Here is a 20204-nt window from a genome sequence, read left to right as displayed (position 1 = left end):
ACCATTACATATGCTAAAAGAGAAGATCAATACCCTGGTAGCACAATACAGCGAAACATTTATTGCTATCCGGCATCATTTACATGCAAACCCGGAATTAAGCTACCAGGAATTTGCCACGTCTTCCTTTATACAACAGCAACTTGAAGTTTTAGGTATTCCTTTTACGGTTATTGCTACAACCGGCGTTGTAGCCACGATTGAGGGCAGAAATCCCGGCAGCAGGGTTATTGCCTTGCGTGCAGACATGGACGCTTTGCCGATAAGAGAAGAAAATGACGTAGCATATAAATCACAGCAGCCTGGTATCATGCATGCCTGCGGGCACGATGTGCATACAACCTGCTTACTGGGTGCAGCAAGAATATTGCATGAGTTAAAGAATGAATGGGAGGGAACTCTGAAACTGGTTTTCCAGCCCGGCGAAGAAAAAAACCCCGGTGGTGCCAGCCTCATGATAAAAGAAGGTGTACTGGAAAGCCCGGTGCCGCAGGGTATTGTAGCGTTGCACGTAAACCCGTCTCTTGATACCGGACATCTCAGTTTTCGCAGTGGCCGCGTAATGGCCAGTGCAGATGAGATATACATCACTATAAAAAGTAAAGGCGGCCATGCTGCCGCTCCACATCTTACTGCAGATACTATACTTGTGGCTTCTCAGGTAATTGTAAGTCTGCAACAGGTTATCAGCCGTAACAATAATCCTTTTTCACCGTCGGTTTTATCAATCTGCTCTTTCCAGGGTGGCAACACAACCAACGTTATACCGAGCGAGGTGAAATTAATGGGAACGTTCAGGGCGATGGATGAAGAATGGCGTTTCAAAGCGCATGAACTTATACGAAAGCAAACAACGGGCATTGCCAGTGCAATGGGCGCAGAAGCGTATATACATATTGATGTAGGCTATCCCGCTGTAGATAATGACGCAAGGTTGACCGCAGCTGCAAAAGCGCTTGCGGCTGATTATGTAGGCGCACGGTTTGTCTCCGAAACTGAAATGAGGATGGGTGCTGAAGATTTCGGTTATTACACACAAAAAATCCCAGGTTGTTTTTTCAGGCTGGGAGTAAGGAATGAAGAAAAAGGAATCATTCATAATGTTCATACACCCAGGTTTAACATAGATGAAGATGCGATTGCTACAGGCATTGGCGTAATGGCATGGCTCGGTGCTACACTTGCTGTTGAACCGGAACCCTCATAAACAACACATGACAGAATTGTACATAAGAAAAAGGCTTGTGAAGCCGTTTTTCATGCTTTCGTGGTTTTGCATATTTTGCACTGCTGTAAACGCACAGCAGCGTGCTATAGACAGTCTTTCCCGTTTACTCAACTATCACACAAAGGAAGACTCTGTACGGGTAGACCTGTTAATCAAATTGTCAGGCTATTACCAGGGCGTTAACCTTGGCAATGCAGAGATTTATGCCACCAAAGCACTTCACCTCGCTGAAAAGATAAAGTCACACAATTCCATATTCGCGGCAATGTCCCAGTTGGGTAGTGTGTACTCCTGGCAAAGACAGTCTGCAAAAGCATTGAATATTTATTTCCGTGAACTGGAACTGGCAGAAAAGACCCGCAACGAGTTCTGGCAGCAGGATGGTTACCTTGGTATGGCTTACGTATACGAACTGGAGAATGAATGGGATAAAGCATTACAATACACTTTGAAAGCCCTCCCTTATGTAGACAAATTAAACGATTCTTTTGTAAGGGCTTCCGCATATACAAACCTCGGTTCTGAATATCTTGGCCTGGGAGACACAGAACAGGCCCAGCATTACCTGAAGAGTGCCGCCCAATACTACCTGGAAAATGAATACTACGATCAGTACGCCAATAACGAGATCAACCTTGCCAAAGTGCATGTCGTTAAAAAGCAGTACGATTCTGCAAAGGTTCATTTCGAAATTGCTGATTCTGTTTTTTCAATGCTTGATGAGCCTTACCAGGTAGCCGATGTTTGCCAGCAAATGGGCGACATGTATGTGAAATCGGGCAATTACGGGCAGGCAAAAAAATACTACAGCAAAGCCATTGAGCACTACGACAAGAATGATATTTCTGAGGCAGATTATGCACTTGCTATGATGGGCCTGGGCGTGGTGGCTTTATCTGAGCAGAAATACGATATGGCGTCAGACATCCTGCACAAAGAATTCAGTAAGGTAAAAGCAGCAAACATTGCCGAGCAGGAACTCAATTACCTGCGTTATATGGCCAGGGTAGATTCGGCTAAAGGCAAATACCAGGAAGCATACGAACACATGCTGGAGTTTGCCGCTTTAAACGAAATTGCCTACAACGAGGAAAAAATAAAGGCTGCCCAAAAACTTGCCATAGAATCTGAAGTGCTGAAAAAAGACAAGGAAAATGAGCAGCTGAAAATGCAAAACAGCCTGCAGCGGAAAGTGGTCATCCTTATTGGTATTACAGGCATTTTATTATTGATCATCGGCATTTTTCTTGCCTCTATGTACCGGCAAAAAACAGTAGCGCTCGAGTCATTAAAAGACCAGCAAAATACCACAGAAGCAAAAAACAGGGAGCTTGCAGTAATCAATGCCATCAGGGATAAACTGATCTCCATGATTGCACACGATGTGCGTGCACCCCTTACCTCCCTGCAGAACACCCTGTACCTTACCAGGGAAAAAATCATCAACAAAGAAGAGTTTGCACAACTTAGCATGCTGCTCGATAATGATATCAAACACCTCATCAGCATGCTCGACAATACACTGGTATGGGCAAGGGAGCAGATACATGTGCTCAATGTAGACAGGGTAAGCTTTAACCTGTACGAGCTGGCAGAAGATGTACTCGTATTATATAAGCAGTCTGTAAAAGATAAATCCCTGGTGCTTAAAAATGAAATACCTGCCGACCTGGAAGTGGTGTCAGACCGTGAAATTATTCATACCGTTATGCGAAACATGGTCTCAAACGCCATTAAGTTTACACCTCCCGGCAAACAGATTATGCTAAAGGCTTTCCCGGGAAACACCGAAGTACTCGTGCATATACAGGACGAAGGTGCAGGTATTGCTTACAGTATTTTAGAAAAGATCAGCAAGAAAGAATTTATTTCAACACGCGGCACCAACAATGAAAAAGGTACAGGACTGGGCCTTATGTTCAGCTACGACCTGCTCGAAAAACTAAATGAAAGTCTTACCATTAAAACCGAGCCCAACGAAGGCACTACCGTTATTTTTTCCATAACGCCTCCCGCTAAACCAAAGGCAGATTAGCAGAATCAGGCACATTTCACTTAATTTGCGCCCTTTACAAACGGTTGTATTTTTTTGAGCCCGGCATTTGTACTTATAGCATCGTCCCTTGCGTCGCACACTTGTACTGTAGTACAGGAATCAGCAGCAAACAGCGTATTATGCACAGGATTGCTGCACTGTTGCCTGTTGCCTTGTTGCTTTTTCTTCCGAACGTACAAGTGAGTGACACAACAGGCGATGCCACCTGCACAGGTGCCGGTATCATCATTATAAAAAATTATGGCAAAAGAATTACGTAGAGAACAGGCGCTGGAATACCATGCAAACGGCAGGCCCGGAAAGATTGAAGTGGTACCAACCAAAGAAGCCAAAACCCAACGCGATCTTTCGCTGGCCTACAGCCCGGGTGTGGCGGAACCATGCAAAGAAATAGCCCTTAATAAAGAAGATGTTTATAAATATACCGCCAAAGGAAACCTGGTGGCCGTAATAAGCAATGGCACGGCGGTACTGGGTTTGGGAGATATTGGCCCGGAAGCCGGTAAACCTGTAATGGAAGGCAAGGGCGTACTCTTTAAAATCTTTGCAGACATTGATGTTTTTGACATAGAGATAAACGAAAAAGACCCGGAAAAGTTTGTGCAGATTGTAAAGGCGCTCGAGCCAACTTTTGGTGGTATAAACCTTGAAGACATAAAGGCACCCGAATGTTTTTACATCGAGCAAAAACTGCGCGAGGAATTACACATCCCGGTAATGCACGATGATCAGCATGGTACGGCAATCATCAGTTCTGCTGCATTGCTCAATGCGCTCGAAATACAGAAAAAGAAAATTGAAAAAGTGCATTTTGTTGTCAGTGGTGCGGGTGCCGCTGCCATGGCCTGTGTGCAGTTATATGTGGCATTGGGCGCCCGCTACGAGCACTTTACCATGTTTGATAAAGACGGCGTGCTGCACCGCGGAAGGACAGACCTGGATGAAACAAAAATAAAATTCGCCATTAATAAAAGTGATGTAACACTTACCGAAGCAATAAAAGATGCAGATGTTTTTCTCGGTCTTAGTGTAGGCAATATTCTTACGCCGGAAATGGTAAAAAGCATGGCAAAAAACCCCATTGTTTTTGCCATGGCAAACCCGGATCCGGAAATAGCTTACGAAACGGCTGTAGCTGTAAGGAAAGATATTATTATGGCAACCGGGCGAAGCGATTACCCCAACCAGGTAAATAACGTACTCGGCTTTCCGTACATATTTCGTGGCGCACTTGATGTGCGTGCAAGCAGCATTAACGAAGCAATGAAACTCGCTGCAGTGCAGGCTTTGGCACAAATGGCCAAAACACCGGTGCCGGATATTGTAAACCTTGCTTACAATCAAAAAAGTATGGCTTTCGGTCCTGAGTATATTATTCCCAAGCCACTCGATCCGCGTTTACTGGCCACGGTTGCACCGGCGGTTGCCAAAGCTGCCATGGATAGTGGCGTTGCCAAGAATCCTGTTGCCGACTGGGATAAGTATGTGCTCGATCTGAACAAAAGACTCGGGCTCGATAACCAGGTGATGCGGGTGATCGGCACAAAAGCCAGGCGAGATCCACGCCGTATTGTGTTTGTAGAAGCCGATAACCAGAAGATCCTGAAAGCAGCAAGCATCATTTACGATGATGGTATTGCTTACCCTATTTTATTGGGCGATGAAACAAGAATCAGAAGGATTGCAGGCGATAACCATATTGATATTACCGATATACCCATCATCGACCCCAAAAGCGATGAGATGGAAGAAAAAAGAAACTTTTATGCAGAGCTTTTCTTTAAGAAAAGGCAACGCAAAGGTTTCAACTATTACGAGAGTAAAAAAATGATGCGCGACCGTACCTATTTTGGTTGCATGATGGTTGAAACCGGCGATGCAGATGCAATGATATCGGGTCTTACACGCAACTATGTAGATGCTATAAAACCTGCACTGCAGATCATCGGTACCGAAGAAGGAGTGAAAAAGATTGCTGGTATGTACCTTTTGCTTACCAAACGCGGCCCTCTGTTCCTGGCTGATACAACAGTCAATTTCAACCCCACGGCCGAAGAACTGGCAGACATTACCATAATGGTGGCCAGAGAGGTGCGCAACTTTAATATTGTACCACGCATAGCCATGCTTAGCTACAGTAATTTCGGTAGCAGTAATTCCCCTGAAGCAAGGCTCGTGGCAGAAGCTACCCGCCTGGTAAAGCAGCGCAATCCATCGCTGATCGTAGATGGCGAAATGCAGGCCTGGGTACCGTTTAACAAAGACATCTTAAAAGATAATTTCCCTTTCAGCGATCTTGTTGATGAAGACGTGAATGTATTGATATTTCCCAATCTTGCTGCGGGCAACGTGGCATACAATCTGCTGAAAGAAGTGGGCGGTGCAGATGCTATTGGCCCTATACTGCTGGGTGTAAAAAAGCCCGTGCATGTATTACAGATAGGCAGCAGTGTGCGTAGCATCATTAATATGGCTAATATTGCAGTAGTAGATGCGCAGATGAAATGCAGGGTAAATCCAAATGAAGTTATTCAGCGTTCTCCCTGGTGGAAGCGTTTGAAGAAGAAGAAACGATAGATCAGAAAGAGGTAATAACAGGAAGCTTTCATTTGTTCGCAGCAGTTTCCAGGTAAAGAGATATACTGTTTTGCCGGCTGTAGTATTTCATGGCATCGCCTGTTGTGTCACTCACTTGTACTGCGAAGCCATGATGGGCAACACGAAGGTTAAAGCAAAGGCTTCATTATACCACGGTTACGTGGTAGAAGAAAGTTAAACAATATTCAAAAGAGCGGTCCAAAAAAAATTACCAGTGATAGGTTTATTTCTCAATCATCTCGGAAGGTTTCTGCTCATGCTGCGAAGCATGTTCACCAAACCTGAAAATTTTAAAATGTACTGGAAAGAATTTATGCACCAGTGCGTAGAAATTGGCGTAGGTTCTTTACCAATCGTAATCATTATTTCATTGTTTCTTGGTGCTGTAACTACCGTACAAACGGCTTACCAGCTTGTAAGCCCGCTGGTGCCGCAGTCAACCATTGCACAGATTGTAAGAGACAGTGTTATTCTGGAATTATCTCCAACAGTTGTATGTATTGTGCTGGCAGGTGTGGTAGGCAGTAAGATTGCCAGCGAACTTGGAAACATGCGCTCCACAGAACAAATAGATGCGCTTGAAATAATGGGTATTAATACACGCAGCTACCTGGTTGCACCAAAGATTGTTGGCGCATTGGTAGTAGTACCCTGCCTGGTTGTTGTATCTGCGGTACTGGCTATATGGGGCGGCAGAATGGCCGGGTCTTTATCCGGTATTTTGTCAACCGAAATTTTCGATAATGGTTTGCGCCAGAACCTCACACCTTTTAATATCACATTTGCCTTATACAAAGCGTACACTTTCGCCTTTATCATCAGCAGTATTCCCGCCTACTATGGTTATCATGTAAAGGGCGGTGCATTAGAAATTGGCAGAGCCAGTACAACCGCTGTTGTAGTAAGTTGTATTGTTATTCTTTTTGCAGATTATATCCTGGCTGCCTTGTTCCTCTAGCGGGTAGTCAGCAGAGGGTAATGAGCCATGTTTGTTAGGAGCGCCTGAATGTTTTAAGCACTGGCTTTATTTACCAACCCTTTTACTATTACATATCAGTCGTGATCTTTTTATAACTCGTTATGACACCTTTTATCAGCGAAGAACTGAAACCCTGGTGTTCCATTTCATTAAGCCCAGCAATGGTGCAGCCTTTTGGCGTGGTAACCTTATCTATTTCCTGCTCGGGGTGGGTATGTTTCGTAAGCAGTAATTCTGCGGCGCCTTTTACGGTTTGTGCGGCAATCAAAGATGCAGTTTTGGCGTCGAAACCTATTTCTATACCTCCCTGTATATTGGCCCTTATGTAACGCATGGCATATGCGGTGCCACATGCGCCCAATACTGTTGCTGCATCCATCAGTTTTTCCTCAATGGCCACTGTTTTACCCAACTGGTCGAAAAGATCTGCAACAAATTTCGATTGTTCTTCAGATGCATTGTGTTTGCAGATGCAGGTTATACTTTCCTGTATCGCTATTGCTGTGTTGGGCATAGCGCGGAATAACGTGAAGTCATTACCCACTATTTCCTGAATATCTTTTATCCATATACCGGTAATAACACTTACAAGTACATGTCGTTTTGCATCCAGTTTTGGTTTCAACTGTTGCAATATCTCTTTTATCTGGAATGGTTTTACAGCCAGTATTACCCAGTCTGCAAACTGTATGGCTTCTTCGTTATTGTTGCTTACAAGCACGCCTTTTTCTTCCAGTGAAGCAAGTGTGCTGATATTTCTTTTGGTGATAATGATATGTTCTGCTTTTGTAAACCCGCTGTTTACAAGACCTTCAGCTATTGCTGTACCGAGATTGCCACCACCAATGATGGCTATTTTTTTACTCATGTTATTTTGGTTGTGATTTTTTGCTTGAAACCTGCGACAATCTCATCAAAAAAAATTATGACAAAGCTCTGGTCATCATATTTAAACCGCTCCTTTGACTATAAGACTTACCAAATCTTTCCGGCAGCCAGGTAATTGCGCACATAGTCATCTAAACCATCTTCCAGGGCATAAAATATATCTGTATAACCCGCATTGCGGAGTTTTTGCATGTTTGCTTCTGTGAAATACTGGTATTTATCCCGTATGTCAGCAGGCATGTCTATAAATGTGATATTCGGCTCTTTGTCCACACCGCGGAAAGTTGCTGCGGCAAGGTCATAAAAGCTGCGTGCCGTTCCGGTGCCAAGATTGTACAGGCCATTTATAAATGATGCGTGTTGCGTAGCTGATGAACCTGTGTTTGCAGATTGCCGGGAGGCGAGCGATGGCTGCATTTTTTCCATCATCCAGTAGATGACTTTCACCACGTCTTTTACGTACACAAAATCTCTCAGTTGTTCACCATCTTTAAAATCAGGGCGGTGACTTCTGAATAATTTTACCTCACCGTTTTGTTGTATCTGGTTGAAAGAATGAAATATAACACTGGCCATTCTTGCCTTGTGGTACTCGTTTGGTCCATACACATTGAAGAACTTAAGACCCGCCCATGATGGCGGCGTAACAACCTGCTTCAGCGCCCACTTATCGAACTCATTTTTACTTACGCCGTATGGGTTCAGGGGTTGTAAGCTATCAACCACATTGTGGTCATCGTTATAACCATGCTCCCCGGCACCATAGGTTGCAGCAGAAGATGCGTAGATCAGTGGTATATTTTGATCAACACAATATTGCCATATTTTTTCCGAGTATTCAACATTCAGTTCCTGGTGAATGGCATAATCAAATTCTGTTGTGTCCGTACGGGCGCCAAGATGAATCACTACGTCTACATAAGGCTCGTGCATGATCAACCAGTCAAAAAGATTGTAGCGCTCAACCACGTGTGCGTAGCTTTTGTGCTCCCAGTTTCTGCGCTTTTCTTCCACGCCAAAATCATCTGCAATTATAAGGTTGTTGAAACCTTTTTCATTGAGGTATTGTACCATGCAACTGCCTATAAATCCTGCAGCACCTGTAACTATTATATAACCTTGCTGTTTGCTCATACTGTAATGTTTAAACTACGCCGATTTAACAGGATATAAATAAAACTGCCAACGATAGTATACCGCTCAGGATGCGATCGTCTGCTGTTCACGGCAATATACTTTGAATTTTTTATGCACAGCCTGCTGTCTTCGTATTGGGCTATTAAAAAAGCCACCTGTTATTAGTGTTAAAAATTTCGCGGAGAAATTTTACATAACAGGTGGCTTGCATTTTTTTATAACCATTAATGTAGTCTGGCAGATAACCAGGCTGTAAACCTGGCGTATGTAACACCCGCAGTGCTGAATAAAGGTTTGCCGTACAAGAGTGCGACGCAACCGGTGCTCAATACCTATTCCATAGCCTGGCTCAAAAACTAATTAACGAGTATTTTTTCTATAGCTGTATCGTATTTGTTTTTCCAATCGCCAATGTTGCCCCAGTTTTCGCTGTTTACTTTTATTTCGCCGCTTGTAACTGAGCCGAGTGTTGTAACAGGAATATTGGCAGCGGCTGCTTTTTGTTTAATGCTTTCTGCCTGTTGTTTTGTACAACTGATCACCACACGGCTTTGCGCTTCGCCAAACCAGTAAGCATCTTTGCGCAGGTCGGTATCAGCATTTACCTCAAAACCAAGATTGCGGTTGAAGCCTTTTTCAAGTAGTGTTATGGCAAGACCACCTTCACTGATGTCGTGTGCGCTGCTGATGATTTTTTCATGAATCAGTGACGCAACAAATTTCTGCACAGCGAACTCTTCATCCAGCTCAAAATATGGCGCAGGTGAATATTCCACGCGTTTTAGTTTGTGCAGGTATTCAGAAGAACCGATGCAATTGTGCTGCTCGCCTACGAGGATAATTGTATCGCCGGCCTGTTTGAAATCAAGCGTCATGCGGTTGTCAAAATTATCCAGGATACCCACCATGCCAATGGTTGGTGTAGGGTAAACAGCGCCTTCCGGGTGTTGGTTGTAAAAACTTACATTGCCACCGGTTACCGGTGTGTTGAATTTTTTACAGGCATCGCCCATACCCGTTACAGCCTTTACAAACTGGTAATATACCTCGGGGTTATAGGGGTTGCCAAAGTTGAGGCAGTTGGTAACACCAATAGGCTCGCCACCGCTGCACACGATATTACGTGCAGCTTCTGCAACAGCGATCATACCACCTTTATAAGGATCTGCAAATACATAACGGCTGTTGCAGTCTGTTGTAACGGCCAACGCCTTGCCTGTACCTTTTGCAAGCACGATGGCTGCATCGCTTGGTGCATTGGTACTGGTATTAGCACTGCCCACCATACTGTCGTACTGTACCGTTATCCAGCGCTTACTGGCAATGTTTGGAATTTGTACCAGTTGCTCCGCTATCTCTTTTAACGCTGCATTGCTTTCAATATCCGTTATACTATCTATGTTGAAATCTGCTACCTGTGCAAGATATGCAGGCTCTTTGTATTCACGGGTGTACTGGGGTGCACCGCCGCCCAATACAAGTTCATAGGCTGGTATAGATGCTTCGAGTTTGCCGTGCATATAAAAGTTGAGTAAACCGTCATCGGTTACTTCTCCGATCTGGCTGCAGGGGAGATCCCATTTATCAAACACTTTCAGTAGAGCTTCTTCTTTACCTTTCTCTACTACTATCAGCATGCGTTCCTGGCTTTCGCTCAGCAGCAGTTCCCATGCTTTCATATTTTTTTGTCGTGTAGGTACTTTATCAAGATCTATACGCATACCAACATTGCCCTTTGCACTCATTTCAGCGGTAGAGCAAATGATGCCTGCGGCGCCCATATCCTGCATGCCAACTACTGCACCGGTATCAATCACTTCAAGACAAGCTTCCAATAATTTCTTTTCCTGGAAAGGGTCGCCAACCTGTACGGCCGGTAACTCTTCTGTACTTTCTTCTGTAATATTTGCAGATGCAAAAGAGGCGCCGCCAATGCCATCTTTACCGGTAGCACTGCCCACGAAGAAAACCGGGTTGCCCAGGCCTGCTGCAGTAGCGCTGATTGTTTTATCAACGCGTACAATACCAACGCTCATGGCGTTGACCAGTGGATTGGTATGGTAGCATTCTTCAAAATATACTTCGCCACCTACGGTAGGTACACCAAAACAGTTGCCGTAGTGGCCAATACCTTTCACAACGCCGCTCATCAGGCGTTGTGTTTTTTTATCTTGTATGTTGCCAAAGCGCAGGCTGTTGAGCGATGCGATTGGCCTGGCACCCATCGTAAAGATGTCGCGCTGAATACCGCCCACACCGGTTGCCGCACCCTGGAATGGTTCAATAGCACTCGGGTGGTTATGGCTTTCAATTTTAAACACAACACCCCAGCCGTTACCCATATCCATTAGCCCGGCGTTTTCTTCGCCTGCAGCTACCAGCATACGGCCACCATCGCGGGGTAAGGTTTTAAGCCACTTAATAGAATTTTTGTAGCTGCAATGCTCGCTCCACATGGCGCTGAACGTACACAGCTCAGTAAAGTTTGGCGTACGCCCCAGTTTTTGTTTGATCAGTTCAAACTCGTCGGCTGTAAGTCGTAATTCTTCGGCGGTTTTAACGGTAACTTCCATTTTCCGTTTATGGTTTGTAGTTTATAGTTTGAAGTTTATTGTGAGATACCAGCTTTAGCACCAGTGGCATCGCCTGTTGCGTCGCAATCCGTTCATCTGTAGTAAAAGAATTGAGCGATAGCGGCCAGGTTTTTACGCCGCAAAGGTAAGGAAGTGGGGGAAGGCAGAAAAGCGGGAAATATGTGGGTATTTAAAAGTTAGTATTGATTTCTTTAAAATTGGCGAAATCCCTAAAATGAACCTTTCTAAAAAAAATACAGAGGTTTATTCGTCGCTGCGATCGGCAATTTACCTGGTAAGAAACAGTGTCAGATCTTATTATGATCTTTCAAAAAAAGTGTCAATTTATCAAATTGATAAAGCAGGTAATATAATAAAGCGTGCAATTGAATTTGAACTTAATTAAATCATTGCTCAATTACCAATCCAACCGCACAAGTGTGCGACGCAACGGATGCTTAATGCTTATTCTGCTGCCCGGCTCCAAAAATTAACTAACCAGTGTACCAACGTGCTTGCCTTCAATAACATTCATTAGGTTGCCCGGTTTGTTCATATCGAAAACAATGATCGGTAATTTATTTTCCATACACAAGGTAAAGGCCGTCATGTCCATTACTTTCAGGTTTTTAGTAAGGCACTCATGGTATGTAATGGTATCGTATTTGGTTGCAGTAGGGTCTTTCTCAGGGTCTGCTGTATAGATACCATCAACACGGGTGCCTTTAAGAATAACGTCTGCTTTTATTTCTATTGCGCGGAGCGAACCGGCAGTATCTGTGGTGAAATAGGGGTTACCGGTGCCTGCGCCAAAAATAACTACACGGCCTTTTTCAAGATGTCTCATGGCGCGGCGGCGTATGTATGGTTCTGCAACCTGTTCCATTTTAATAGCGCTTTGCAGGCGTGTTTTAACGCCCACTTTTTCCAGCATGGCCTGTAATGCCATACCGTTGATCATTGTGGCAAGCATACCCATGTAATCGCCATGTGCACGTTCAATGCCGGTTTCGTGCTCGTTGAGACCACGGTAAATATTGCCGCCGCCAATTACAAGCGCCACCTGTACACCCAATTCGGTTATAGCTTTTATATCAGTTACATACTGCTCAATAATTTTTGCATCGAACGGATCTGCATGTGCTGAACTAAGACTCTCGCCGGATAACTTTAAGAGGACACGTTTGTATTTTGGAAGCATAGAATATGTATTGATATAAATTGTTTGCAAATAACTGTAAAAAATTATCAAATGGCAAATGTGAATTACCATTTAAAATGTGTATACAGAATCACTTTCGCGTGTTATTTGCGCTTTGCAATATTGATATAAGTATTAAGTACAATACCATTGTTGTGCTGAAATACATTTTTGTTATCAATTTCGCGGCCCAGTTGTACAATCTGGTTCAGGTATCCTGCCTCTATGCGAAAAGTTGGATTAAACCTGTAGCCCGCTAATAATGCCACACGGTTCTGGTCAAAAATATTTTCGCCTACATTTTTGCCAAAGCCCATAAATATTTCATCGTAGCCTGCCACATACCAATGTTTATCCAGCGGTACATCCAGCCTGGGCATGTAACGCAGCCTGTTTAAATAGATCCATGTATCAGGTTTTGCACTTTCTATACTGTTGAAACGGCCCAGCCACCTTTGCTCAAGCCGTAAACGATGTGCCAGCGTTGTTTTACCTACCGGTGTTGTAACGGTTACCTGCTCATACATGCGGTGCTCAGGAAAAGTTTTGGGTACAGATGCCAGTGAATAGGTGCCGTAAGGGAATGTATGAATAAAGGCATAGCCAACATGTACGGTTACATGGCTGTTTACTTTATAATTTATGCCAACACGTGGTAAAGATTGTTGCCAGCCTTCTATAATATTGGTGCGCCGCCACTGGTATTCTATATGTGCGCTTACTTTATCAGATATTTTAGGTGTTACAAACAATGCGTACCAGCCAATGGTATTGTGTTCGCTAATGCGGTTTTGCGCAACAGAAAATAAAGGCAGAGCCAGTAATAATGCGGCAAGTGTTTTTCTCATGGCTGCAAATTTAGGCGCCGTGTACTAACAATCGGTAACAATACATTTTCTTTGCGGGCAGAATTGTAATGTATGAAAAGTACAAATGTCTATTACCAGGATTACCTTCAGCTACAGCACATATTAAACAGCCAGCACCCCGAGAGCTTTAAAGACGGCAATAAGCCGGCACACGATGAAATGTTGTTTATTGTAATTCACCAGGCGTACGAATTATGGTTTAAGCAAATCCTGTTTGAGGTAAACAGTGCCGTTGATATAATGAGCCAGGAAAACATCAATGACAATACGCCGCAACTGCAAACAGTGGTACACAGGTTAAACCGCGTAATAACAATTCTTAAAGTGCTGGTACACCAGATAGATGTTATGGAAACCATGACACCCATGGATTTCCTCGAGTTCAGGGATATGCTGCGCCCCGCATCCGGCTTTCAGAGCTGGCAGTTTAAAACGCTGGAAGCAAGGCTGGGCCTGCAGTTTGAAGAAAGACACGGGAAAGAATATTACACCTCCCAGCTAAAGCAACCCGAAGTAGCAACCATCAAACATGCAGAGCACGAAAAGTCTTTGCTGTATGTAGTGAATAAGTGGCTTGAGCGAATGCCGTACTTCAATAACACATCCAACTGGGAAGACTTTGAAACCGAGGCCAGGGATGTACACATACACCCTTACTGGAGCACCTACAGAAGCCGTTATGCAAACAGCCTTGCAGAGGCAGAGCGTAACAATCTAACGATCTTCAACGAAATTTTTATTGAAGGTAAACACGATGGCCAGCTTACCGCAACAGCAAAAAGAGCTGCGTTGTTTATTATGTTATACCGCGGCTATCCAATACTGCATTTACCGTTTGAGCTGCTGAATAACCTGCTGGAAATAGATGAACAAATGAGCACCTGGCGGTACAGGCACATGAATATGGTACACCGCATGATCGGTACCCGTATAGGAACGGGCGGAAGTACAGGTAAAGATTACCTGAAAGCCGCGCTGGATAAGCATTACATATTCAAAGAGATAGCGCAGCTAACAAGCTTTTTAATTGAAAGAAGCAGGCTGCCCGTGCTTCCGGATTCACTGATACATCATTTAAGTTTTAATGCGTAAAAGAGAGATTATGTACCAGGCAGCAGTAAAAGCATTAAGCTGCTGTTGCGTCGCACTCTTGTACTGTTGAAGCAATATTGGGCAATTAAAGTAAATTCCGGCCTTAACAGCTTAGCTTCATTATTTTAATGCTTTAGTGCCTTGTTGCCTCCCTGCCTATTGCTTCTTTGCCTGTTCTTAAATCATTTCTGCTTTCTGCCTGTATTCTTTAGGCGAGAGTGCGGTTGTTTTTTTGAAGATCTTATTAAAATTCGACAATGTCTTATACCCGCATTGAAAAGCGATCTCTGAAATATTCAGGTTTGTTTCCAGTAAAAATTTACAGGCATTGGAAATGCGAACCTCATTCAGGTACTCCACGAAATGCCTGTTGGTTCTTTGTTTAAATAACCTGCAAAACGCGGTAGGAGAGAGGTTGGCAATCTTAGATATTTCTTCCAGCGATATATCGTTGAAATAATTGGTGGTAATATACTTGTACACATCAGAAAGCCTGTCTGGCTTGGTTTGCAGTGTTGTGCCGGTATAACCTTCGTTGGTAATATATTCTATATCTTTTGAAGTGGCCAGTATATTCAGTAATTGCATCAGGCATATGATCCTGTCAAAGTCATACAACCTCGTAATCTCTTCCATTTTCTCGGCAATTTGTTTTTGTGTATTGCCGTTTATTTTTATGCCTCTTGATGCACGGTTGAAAAGGTCTGTAATTTTAGCACTTTCACGCAGTTCGTAAAAATTTTTAGAGAACAATTCTTTATTAAAGTAAAGAACAATCGACCGTGCCTGGAGTGTAGACTGTTCTTTGTGGTAGATCTCATCATTTAGCCATACGTGGGGCAGGTTTGCGCCAATAAATACCATATCGCCACCAGAAAATGTATCGAGTTTATCGCCAATAATGCGCTTACCTGTACTTTCTTTTACATAAACCAGTTCATACTCCGGGTGATAGTGAAAGGGTGATTTAAAATAAGGCTCGTTTCTTTCAATAACACCAATATAACTATGCAGCAGGCTGGAAATTTCGGTTTGGAGTGCTTTCATGTTTGCAATAGAATAAATTTGGTTTTAAATGCAATTACACAAGGCCAAGCGTTTTGTCCCTTACGAGCAGGCAACAACCCAGCAGGCCGGCTTTTTCATTTATCCTGGAAACAATGATCTCTGTATCCGTATTTACAAGACTTAGAGAATATTGAAAAATTGATGATTGAATTACAGGTAAAAGTAAAGAGTCTCCCAATGCAGACAATTTCCCGCCAATAACTATAACATTTGGGTTAAAAAGATTGATGGCTACGGCAAGACCTTTACCCAGATTAGTACCGATACGCGTTACACCTTCAATTGCCAGGTTGTCGCCAAGATGCACGGCTTCCACTACATCCTCCAGTTCAATAAAGCCCTTTTTTTGCAGAATATGTTTAAGGCGGCTGTTACTGCCCTCCTGCATTTTACCGGTTATCAGTTCAATGAGTGCCATACCGGAAGCTTCTGTTTGCATACAGCCTTTTTTGCCGCAAAGGCAAATCTTTTCGTTGTTGAATAAAGGTATATGACCCAGTTCACCTGCATAGCCAGACGCCCCGTATAAAGGCTTGCCTTCAACAAAAATTCCTGTGCCAAGGCCATAGTCCAGGTTAATGACAATTACATTTTCAGGGTATTTTTTTCGGCCAAAATAATATTCGCCATAGGCAATGGTACGGCTGTCGTTATCTATATAGACCGGTAAACCTGTTGCATCTTCCAGTATTTTTTTTACCGGTGCATCTTCAAAATGGTAAATCGTTAGTATTTCGCCGTTTTTTACATTTATACGGCCGGCAACACTTAACCCCATTCCTACTATCTTTTCTTTTGGAATTAAAGAGTGTTCCAAAAAATCAGTAATCGTTTTTACGATGGCATCAAGCGAATCATGTGGCGTGCTAAACGGGAATGGAATATTCAGTCTGGACTCTGCAATACTTTTATCGAAACCCATCAGGGCAAGGTTAAGGCTATACTTCTTGATTTCCACCCCCAAAAAGTAACAGCTATGTTGATTAAGGGTATAGATCGTTGCTTTGCGCCCGACACCTTCTGTTTTATGGCCGGCTTCTTTTACAAGACCTTCGTCTACCAGGCTCATTGTTACATCATTTGCTTTGGGTACGCTTATATTTAAAAGATCTGCCAGTTCGGAGATAGTAGATTCCTTCTGCATGCTTAACTGCGCAATGATTTTCTTCTTATGCAAATGCTCTTTAAAAGCAACTCCTGATAATTCGGCACCGCTAAGGTGTCCAAAAACTGAATAATTCATTGATTAAGAAGGATGGTTAAAAATATTCTAATAATGGGAATTAATTAGCAATTATTTTACTAAATACATTACTGATTGTAAAAATATTTTATTTTGATAAAGATTTGTTTAAAATCTTTTAACAAAAACCATTTCTTTAAATTAAACTGCTAAGAAACGATGAAAAAACTGCTCCTTCTTTTTGCATTCATCGCGGCCACACTTGTCTCTACGGCCCAGAATGTTGCGGTTACCGGCAAAGTGTCAAACAGTGCTGGTTCCGGCATTGAAGGTATTAATGTTTTGGTGAAAGGTTCCAGCAAAGGAACAATTACCAAAGCGGATGGATCCTTCAATCTTTCTGCTCCATCAAATGGAACACTCGTATTTTCCGGCGTGGGTTATGCCCAGCGTGAAATTGCAATCGATGGACAAAGTACAATAAATGTTACTTTGTCTGAATCTCAAAATGAATTAAATACAGTTGTTGTTACAGCGCTTGGGGTATCAAAGCAGGCCCGTAAACTAGGTTACGCAGTTACTTCAGTTAGCGGAGACGCTATGAACAAAGCCAGGGAGACAAATATTGCCAATTCATTAGGCGGCCAGGTAGCTGGTCTTAGTGTAAGAGGTACTAACAGTGGACCGGGTGGTACTTCCAAACTCCTTTTAAGAGGTTTACCAAGTATGACAGGGTCAGGTTCTCCGCTGTTCGTAATCAACGGCATACCTATGGACAATAGTCAGCGAGGTAGTGCTGGTGAGTGGGGCGGTTCTGATAATGGAGATGGTATTAATAACATCAACCCTGATGATGTAGAATCAATCACTGTTTTAAAAGGCCAGGCTGCATCAGCTTTATACGGTTCAAGAGCTACAAATGGTGTTATTATGATCACTACAAAAGGTGGTAAAAAAGGCAGAAAAGACTTTTCTGTTGAGTATAACCTTAATTACATGGCCGACATGGCAATGAACCTTACCGATTTTCAGTATGTATATGGTCAGGGCGATCAGGGGGCAAAGCCTGCAACCCAAACTGATGCGATCAACACGGCGTATTCTGCGTGGGGTCCTAAGTTGGATGGTAGCCAAATCCTCGGATACGATGGCAAAAACTACACTTACAGCGCAGTAAAAGATAACATTCAGAACTTTTACCAGACTGGCAACTCTCTGACAAATTCTATAGCACTATCAAAAAGCTCTGAAACCGGTTCATTCCGTATTGGATTAACTTACTTAAACAATACAGGTATTGTTAGAAACAGCGGTTTAAAACGTTACAGTATCAGCCTGAATGCAGATCAGAACATTACAGAAAAGCTATCAGTACAGGCATATATTAACTTCATCAACCAGGAAAGCGAAAACATCGCTGCATTAAGTGATGCCCCGATGAACGTAAATAATGTAAGGTTTCTTGCGCCAAATATTGACCAGGCAACACTGGCACCCGGTTACGACCTGACAACCGGTCTTGAAACTGTTGTGGGTGGAATCTATTCCCAAAATCCATGGTTCGTGGTAAATAAAAGCCAGAACAATATCGGACGGAAAAGAATGATCTCATCAGTTGCATTGAAATATAATTTTACTGATTGGTTGTATGCACAGGCAAGGGTAGGATATGACCTTATTCACGATAATGCTTTCAAAATAGAGCCTTGGGGTACAGCTTACAGGAACACCACTGTAAACAATGTTTTCGCCAGCGGTTATCTGCAAAATCTTGATAAATCAGAAAGGTTTGAGCTAAATGTGGATGGCATTGTTGGTGCGAGCAAGAAGTTTAACAGTATTGAAGTAAATGCACTCGTTGGTGCAAACCTCAGGAAAAACCAATACTCAATGAGCCATCTGTACGGTGGTCCGTTTATACAGAAAGATTTTTATAGCTATAACAATCTATACAATAAGTTTTCTGAATACGATAACTGGGCTACAGAAGTTCATTCTGCTTATTATAGCATAGACGCTACCTATAACAATTTCCTTACTTTAGGAACTACAGGTCGTTATGATGCATATTCTACTTTACCTGTAAACAATAACACAGTTTTTGTTCCTGCAGTAACAGGTGGATTTATTTTCTCTGAACTGCTAAAAAATCCGGGCATTCTTCAGTTTGGTAAGCTCCGTGCTTCTTATGCTTCTACAAGTAATGAATTGTCTGAAGCCTATAGAACGCAGATTTATTACTCTTTGCAAACGAACAATTATAACGGAATTCCTTTGGGTACTTATGACCTTTCTCTTCCAAACGGTCTTTTAAAACCATTTGTTGTAAATGAAATAGAGCTTGGTACGGAGCTTCATTTCTTCAAAGGAAAATTAAACCTCGATGTTGCGTGGTTTACAAAGAAAACGAAGAATGAGATTATGGGTGCAACAATTAGCAGATCAAGCGGTTACGGAAGTGGATACGTTAGCACCGGTTCTACAAAAAACAGTGGTATCGAAATTCTTATCAGCGGTACAGTTGTAAAGTCAGGAAACTTCTCATGGAAGCCCTCTCTTAATATTACAAAAGTACAAAACAAAATTCTCAGCACTACAGAAGATAACAGCAACATCAACCTGGGCCAGGCGAGAGAAACACTTGGCAACCTGATTACTGCTTATGTAGTTGGTTTACGTGGCCCGCAGATTCTGGGTTACGACTACCGAAGAGACGCTGCCGGCAATATTGTTGTTGATGGCTCAGGCATTCCTTTAGCTGCTGCAACTGTTACGCCACTCGGTAGTGTGTTACCTACTTTCTATGGTGGTTTTAATAACGAATTCACATTAACCAGGGATATCAGTTTCTCCTTCCTAGTTGATTACAATTTTGGTAACAAAGTTATCTCAATGACCAGCAGATCTGCCATGAGTGCTGGTTTGCTAAAAGAAACACTTGTTGGTCGTGAAGGTGGTTTAGTCGTAGATGGCGTTACCGAAAGCGGAGAAAAGAATACCACAAACGTGTCTGCACAGTCTTATTATACGGCTCTTGCATCCCGCATTACTGCACTGCATGTGAAAGATGGAGATTTTGTAAAACTGCGCCAGGTTGCGTTAACATACAATTTCCCGGCAAAAACTATACAAAGAACAAAAGTGTTCAAAGGCGCACAGCTTTCTTTTACTGCCAGAAACCTGTTCATATTGTATAAGAAAGCGGAAAATATAGATCCTGAAGAGTCTTTCGGTTCAAGCATAAATTATTATGGAATTGAAGGTCGTAATCTTCCATCTGCACGCTCAATCGGTGTCAACCTGAAAGTGACTTTCTAACTTTGATCATCTTA

The 20204-nt window shown here is 42.9% G+C and carries 14 protein-coding genes; 7 read left to right on the top strand and 7 right to left on the bottom strand.

Annotated elements, in window-relative coordinates:
• The first annotated feature begins 10 nt into the window (after window positions 1–10).
• The 5 genes from I5907_RS01590 to I5907_RS01570 all read left to right on the top strand — a co-directional run bounded on the left by I5907_RS01590 (window position 11) and on the right by I5907_RS01570 (window position 6840).
• Window positions 11–1207, top strand: coding sequence for a M20 metallopeptidase family protein (locus I5907_RS01590; RefSeq protein ID WP_196988997.1), 1197 nt, complete (start codon window positions 11–13; stop codon window positions 1205–1207).
• 7 nt (window positions 1208–1214) lie between these two features.
• The gene (locus I5907_RS01585) at window positions 1215–3263 is read left to right on the top strand and encodes a tetratricopeptide repeat-containing sensor histidine kinase (RefSeq protein ID WP_196988996.1); all 2049 of its coding nucleotides are present in this window, start codon (window positions 1215–1217) and stop codon (window positions 3261–3263) included.
• Between the two features lie 140 nt (window positions 3264–3403).
• Window positions 3404–3544: a hypothetical protein gene (locus tag I5907_RS01580; RefSeq protein ID WP_196988995.1), complete on the top strand. Its 141-nt coding sequence runs from the start codon at window positions 3404–3406 to the stop codon at window positions 3542–3544.
• Window positions 3525–5861: an NADP-dependent malic enzyme gene (locus I5907_RS01575; protein ID WP_196988994.1), complete on the top strand. Its 2337-nt coding sequence runs from the start codon at window positions 3525–3527 to the stop codon at window positions 5859–5861. Before I5907_RS01580 ends, I5907_RS01575 begins: the two co-directional genes overlap by 20 nt.
• Window positions 5862–6096: 235 nt before the next feature.
• Window positions 6097–6840 carry an MlaE family ABC transporter permease gene (locus I5907_RS01570; RefSeq protein WP_346266762.1) on the top strand — a complete coding sequence of 248 codons (744 nt, stop codon included), beginning with the start codon at window positions 6097–6099 and terminating at the stop codon, window positions 6838–6840.
• An 88-nt stretch (window positions 6841–6928) separates the two neighbouring features.
• Here the strand turns inward: I5907_RS01570 and proC are convergent, their stop codons facing one another.
• The 5 genes from proC to I5907_RS01545 all read right to left on the bottom strand — a co-directional run bounded on the left by proC (window position 6929) and on the right by I5907_RS01545 (window position 13508).
• Window positions 6929–7729, bottom strand: coding sequence for a pyrroline-5-carboxylate reductase (gene proC / locus I5907_RS01565; protein ID WP_196988993.1), 801 nt, complete (start codon window positions 7727–7729; stop codon window positions 6929–6931).
• A 107-nt stretch (window positions 7730–7836) separates the two neighbouring features.
• On the bottom strand, window positions 7837–8883 hold the full coding sequence (locus I5907_RS01560) for an ADP-glyceromanno-heptose 6-epimerase (RefSeq protein ID WP_196988992.1): 1047 nt from the start codon (window positions 8881–8883) through the stop codon (window positions 7837–7839).
• A gap of 359 nt (window positions 8884–9242) precedes the next feature.
• Window positions 9243–11459, bottom strand: a complete 2217-nt coding sequence (gene purL, locus I5907_RS01555) for a phosphoribosylformylglycinamidine synthase subunit PurL (RefSeq protein ID WP_196988991.1) — start codon at window positions 11457–11459, stop codon at window positions 9243–9245.
• A gap of 490 nt (window positions 11460–11949) precedes the next feature.
• Window positions 11950–12660 carry a UMP kinase gene (pyrH, locus tag I5907_RS01550; protein ID WP_196988990.1) on the bottom strand — a complete coding sequence of 237 codons (711 nt, stop codon included), beginning with the start codon at window positions 12658–12660 and terminating at the stop codon, window positions 11950–11952.
• 104 nt (window positions 12661–12764) lie between these two features.
• Window positions 12765–13508 carry a DUF2490 domain-containing protein gene (locus tag I5907_RS01545; protein ID WP_196988989.1) on the bottom strand — a complete coding sequence of 248 codons (744 nt, stop codon included), beginning with the start codon at window positions 13506–13508 and terminating at the stop codon, window positions 12765–12767.
• A 72-nt stretch (window positions 13509–13580) separates the two neighbouring features.
• On the opposite strand from I5907_RS01545, the gene I5907_RS01540 reads away from it, so the two are divergent.
• Complete coding sequence (locus tag I5907_RS01540) at window positions 13581–14621, top strand: tryptophan 2,3-dioxygenase (protein ID WP_196988988.1); 1041 nt, start codon at window positions 13581–13583, stop codon at window positions 14619–14621.
• Window positions 14622–14798: 177 nt separating this feature from the next.
• Here I5907_RS01540 and I5907_RS01535 read toward each other — a convergent pair whose 3' ends face one another.
• Window positions 14799–15668: an AraC family transcriptional regulator gene (locus tag I5907_RS01535; RefSeq protein WP_196988987.1), complete on the bottom strand. Its 870-nt coding sequence runs from the start codon at window positions 15666–15668 to the stop codon at window positions 14799–14801.
• 34 nt (window positions 15669–15702) lie between these two features.
• A complete protein-coding gene (locus tag I5907_RS01530) occupies window positions 15703–16932 on the bottom strand; it encodes an ROK family protein (RefSeq protein WP_196988986.1) in 1230 nt (409 codons plus the stop codon).
• A 159-nt stretch (window positions 16933–17091) separates the two neighbouring features.
• Here I5907_RS01530 and I5907_RS01525 point away from each other — a divergent pair, with 159 nt between their 5' ends.
• Window positions 17092–20190: a SusC/RagA family TonB-linked outer membrane protein gene (locus I5907_RS01525; protein WP_196988985.1), complete on the top strand. Its 3099-nt coding sequence runs from the start codon at window positions 17092–17094 to the stop codon at window positions 20188–20190.
• Window positions 20191–20204 lie beyond the last annotated feature (14 nt).

Origin of the sequence: Panacibacter microcysteis (assembly GCF_015831355.1) — a bacterium.
GTDB classification, from domain to species: Bacteria; Bacteroidota; Bacteroidia; order Chitinophagales; family Chitinophagaceae; genus Panacibacter; species Panacibacter microcysteis.
The sequence above is the reverse complement of the archived record's forward strand: the minus strand, read 5'-3'. Positions and strand labels throughout refer to the sequence as shown.

What these genes read in the sequence shown, in the direction of transcription:
- I5907_RS01585 (WP_196988996.1), top strand. Translation starts at nt 1,215, where the DNA reads ATGACAGAATTGTACATAAGAAAAAGGCTTGTGAAGCCGTTTTTCATG.
- I5907_RS01535 (WP_196988987.1), bottom strand. Translation starts at nt 15,668, where the DNA reads ATGAAAGCACTCCAAACCGAAATTTCCAGCCTGCTGCATAGTTATATT.
- I5907_RS01580 (WP_196988995.1), top strand. Translation starts at nt 3,404, where the DNA reads ATGCACAGGATTGCTGCACTGTTGCCTGTTGCCTTGTTGCTTTTTCTT.
- I5907_RS01530 (WP_196988986.1), bottom strand. Translation starts at nt 16,932, where the DNA reads ATGAATTATTCAGTTTTTGGACACCTTAGCGGTGCCGAATTATCAGGA.
- I5907_RS01545 (WP_196988989.1), bottom strand. Translation starts at nt 13,508, where the DNA reads ATGAGAAAAACACTTGCCGCATTATTACTGGCTCTGCCTTTATTTTCT.
- I5907_RS01575 (WP_196988994.1), top strand. Translation starts at nt 3,525, where the DNA reads ATGGCAAAAGAATTACGTAGAGAACAGGCGCTGGAATACCATGCAAAC.
- I5907_RS01560 (WP_196988992.1), bottom strand. Translation starts at nt 8,883, where the DNA reads ATGAGCAAACAGCAAGGTTATATAATAGTTACAGGTGCTGCAGGATTT.
- purL (WP_196988991.1), bottom strand. Translation starts at nt 11,459, where the DNA reads ATGGAAGTTACCGTTAAAACCGCCGAAGAATTACGACTTACAGCCGAC.
- I5907_RS01540 (WP_196988988.1), top strand. Translation starts at nt 13,581, where the DNA reads ATGAAAAGTACAAATGTCTATTACCAGGATTACCTTCAGCTACAGCAC.
- proC (WP_196988993.1), bottom strand. Translation starts at nt 7,729, where the DNA reads ATGAGTAAAAAAATAGCCATCATTGGTGGTGGCAATCTCGGTACAGCA.
- pyrH (WP_196988990.1), bottom strand. Translation starts at nt 12,660, where the DNA reads ATGCTTCCAAAATACAAACGTGTCCTCTTAAAGTTATCCGGCGAGAGT.
- I5907_RS01525 (WP_196988985.1), top strand. Translation starts at nt 17,092, where the DNA reads ATGAAAAAACTGCTCCTTCTTTTTGCATTCATCGCGGCCACACTTGTC.
- I5907_RS01590 (WP_196988997.1), top strand. Translation starts at nt 11, where the DNA reads ATGCTAAAAGAGAAGATCAATACCCTGGTAGCACAATACAGCGAAACA.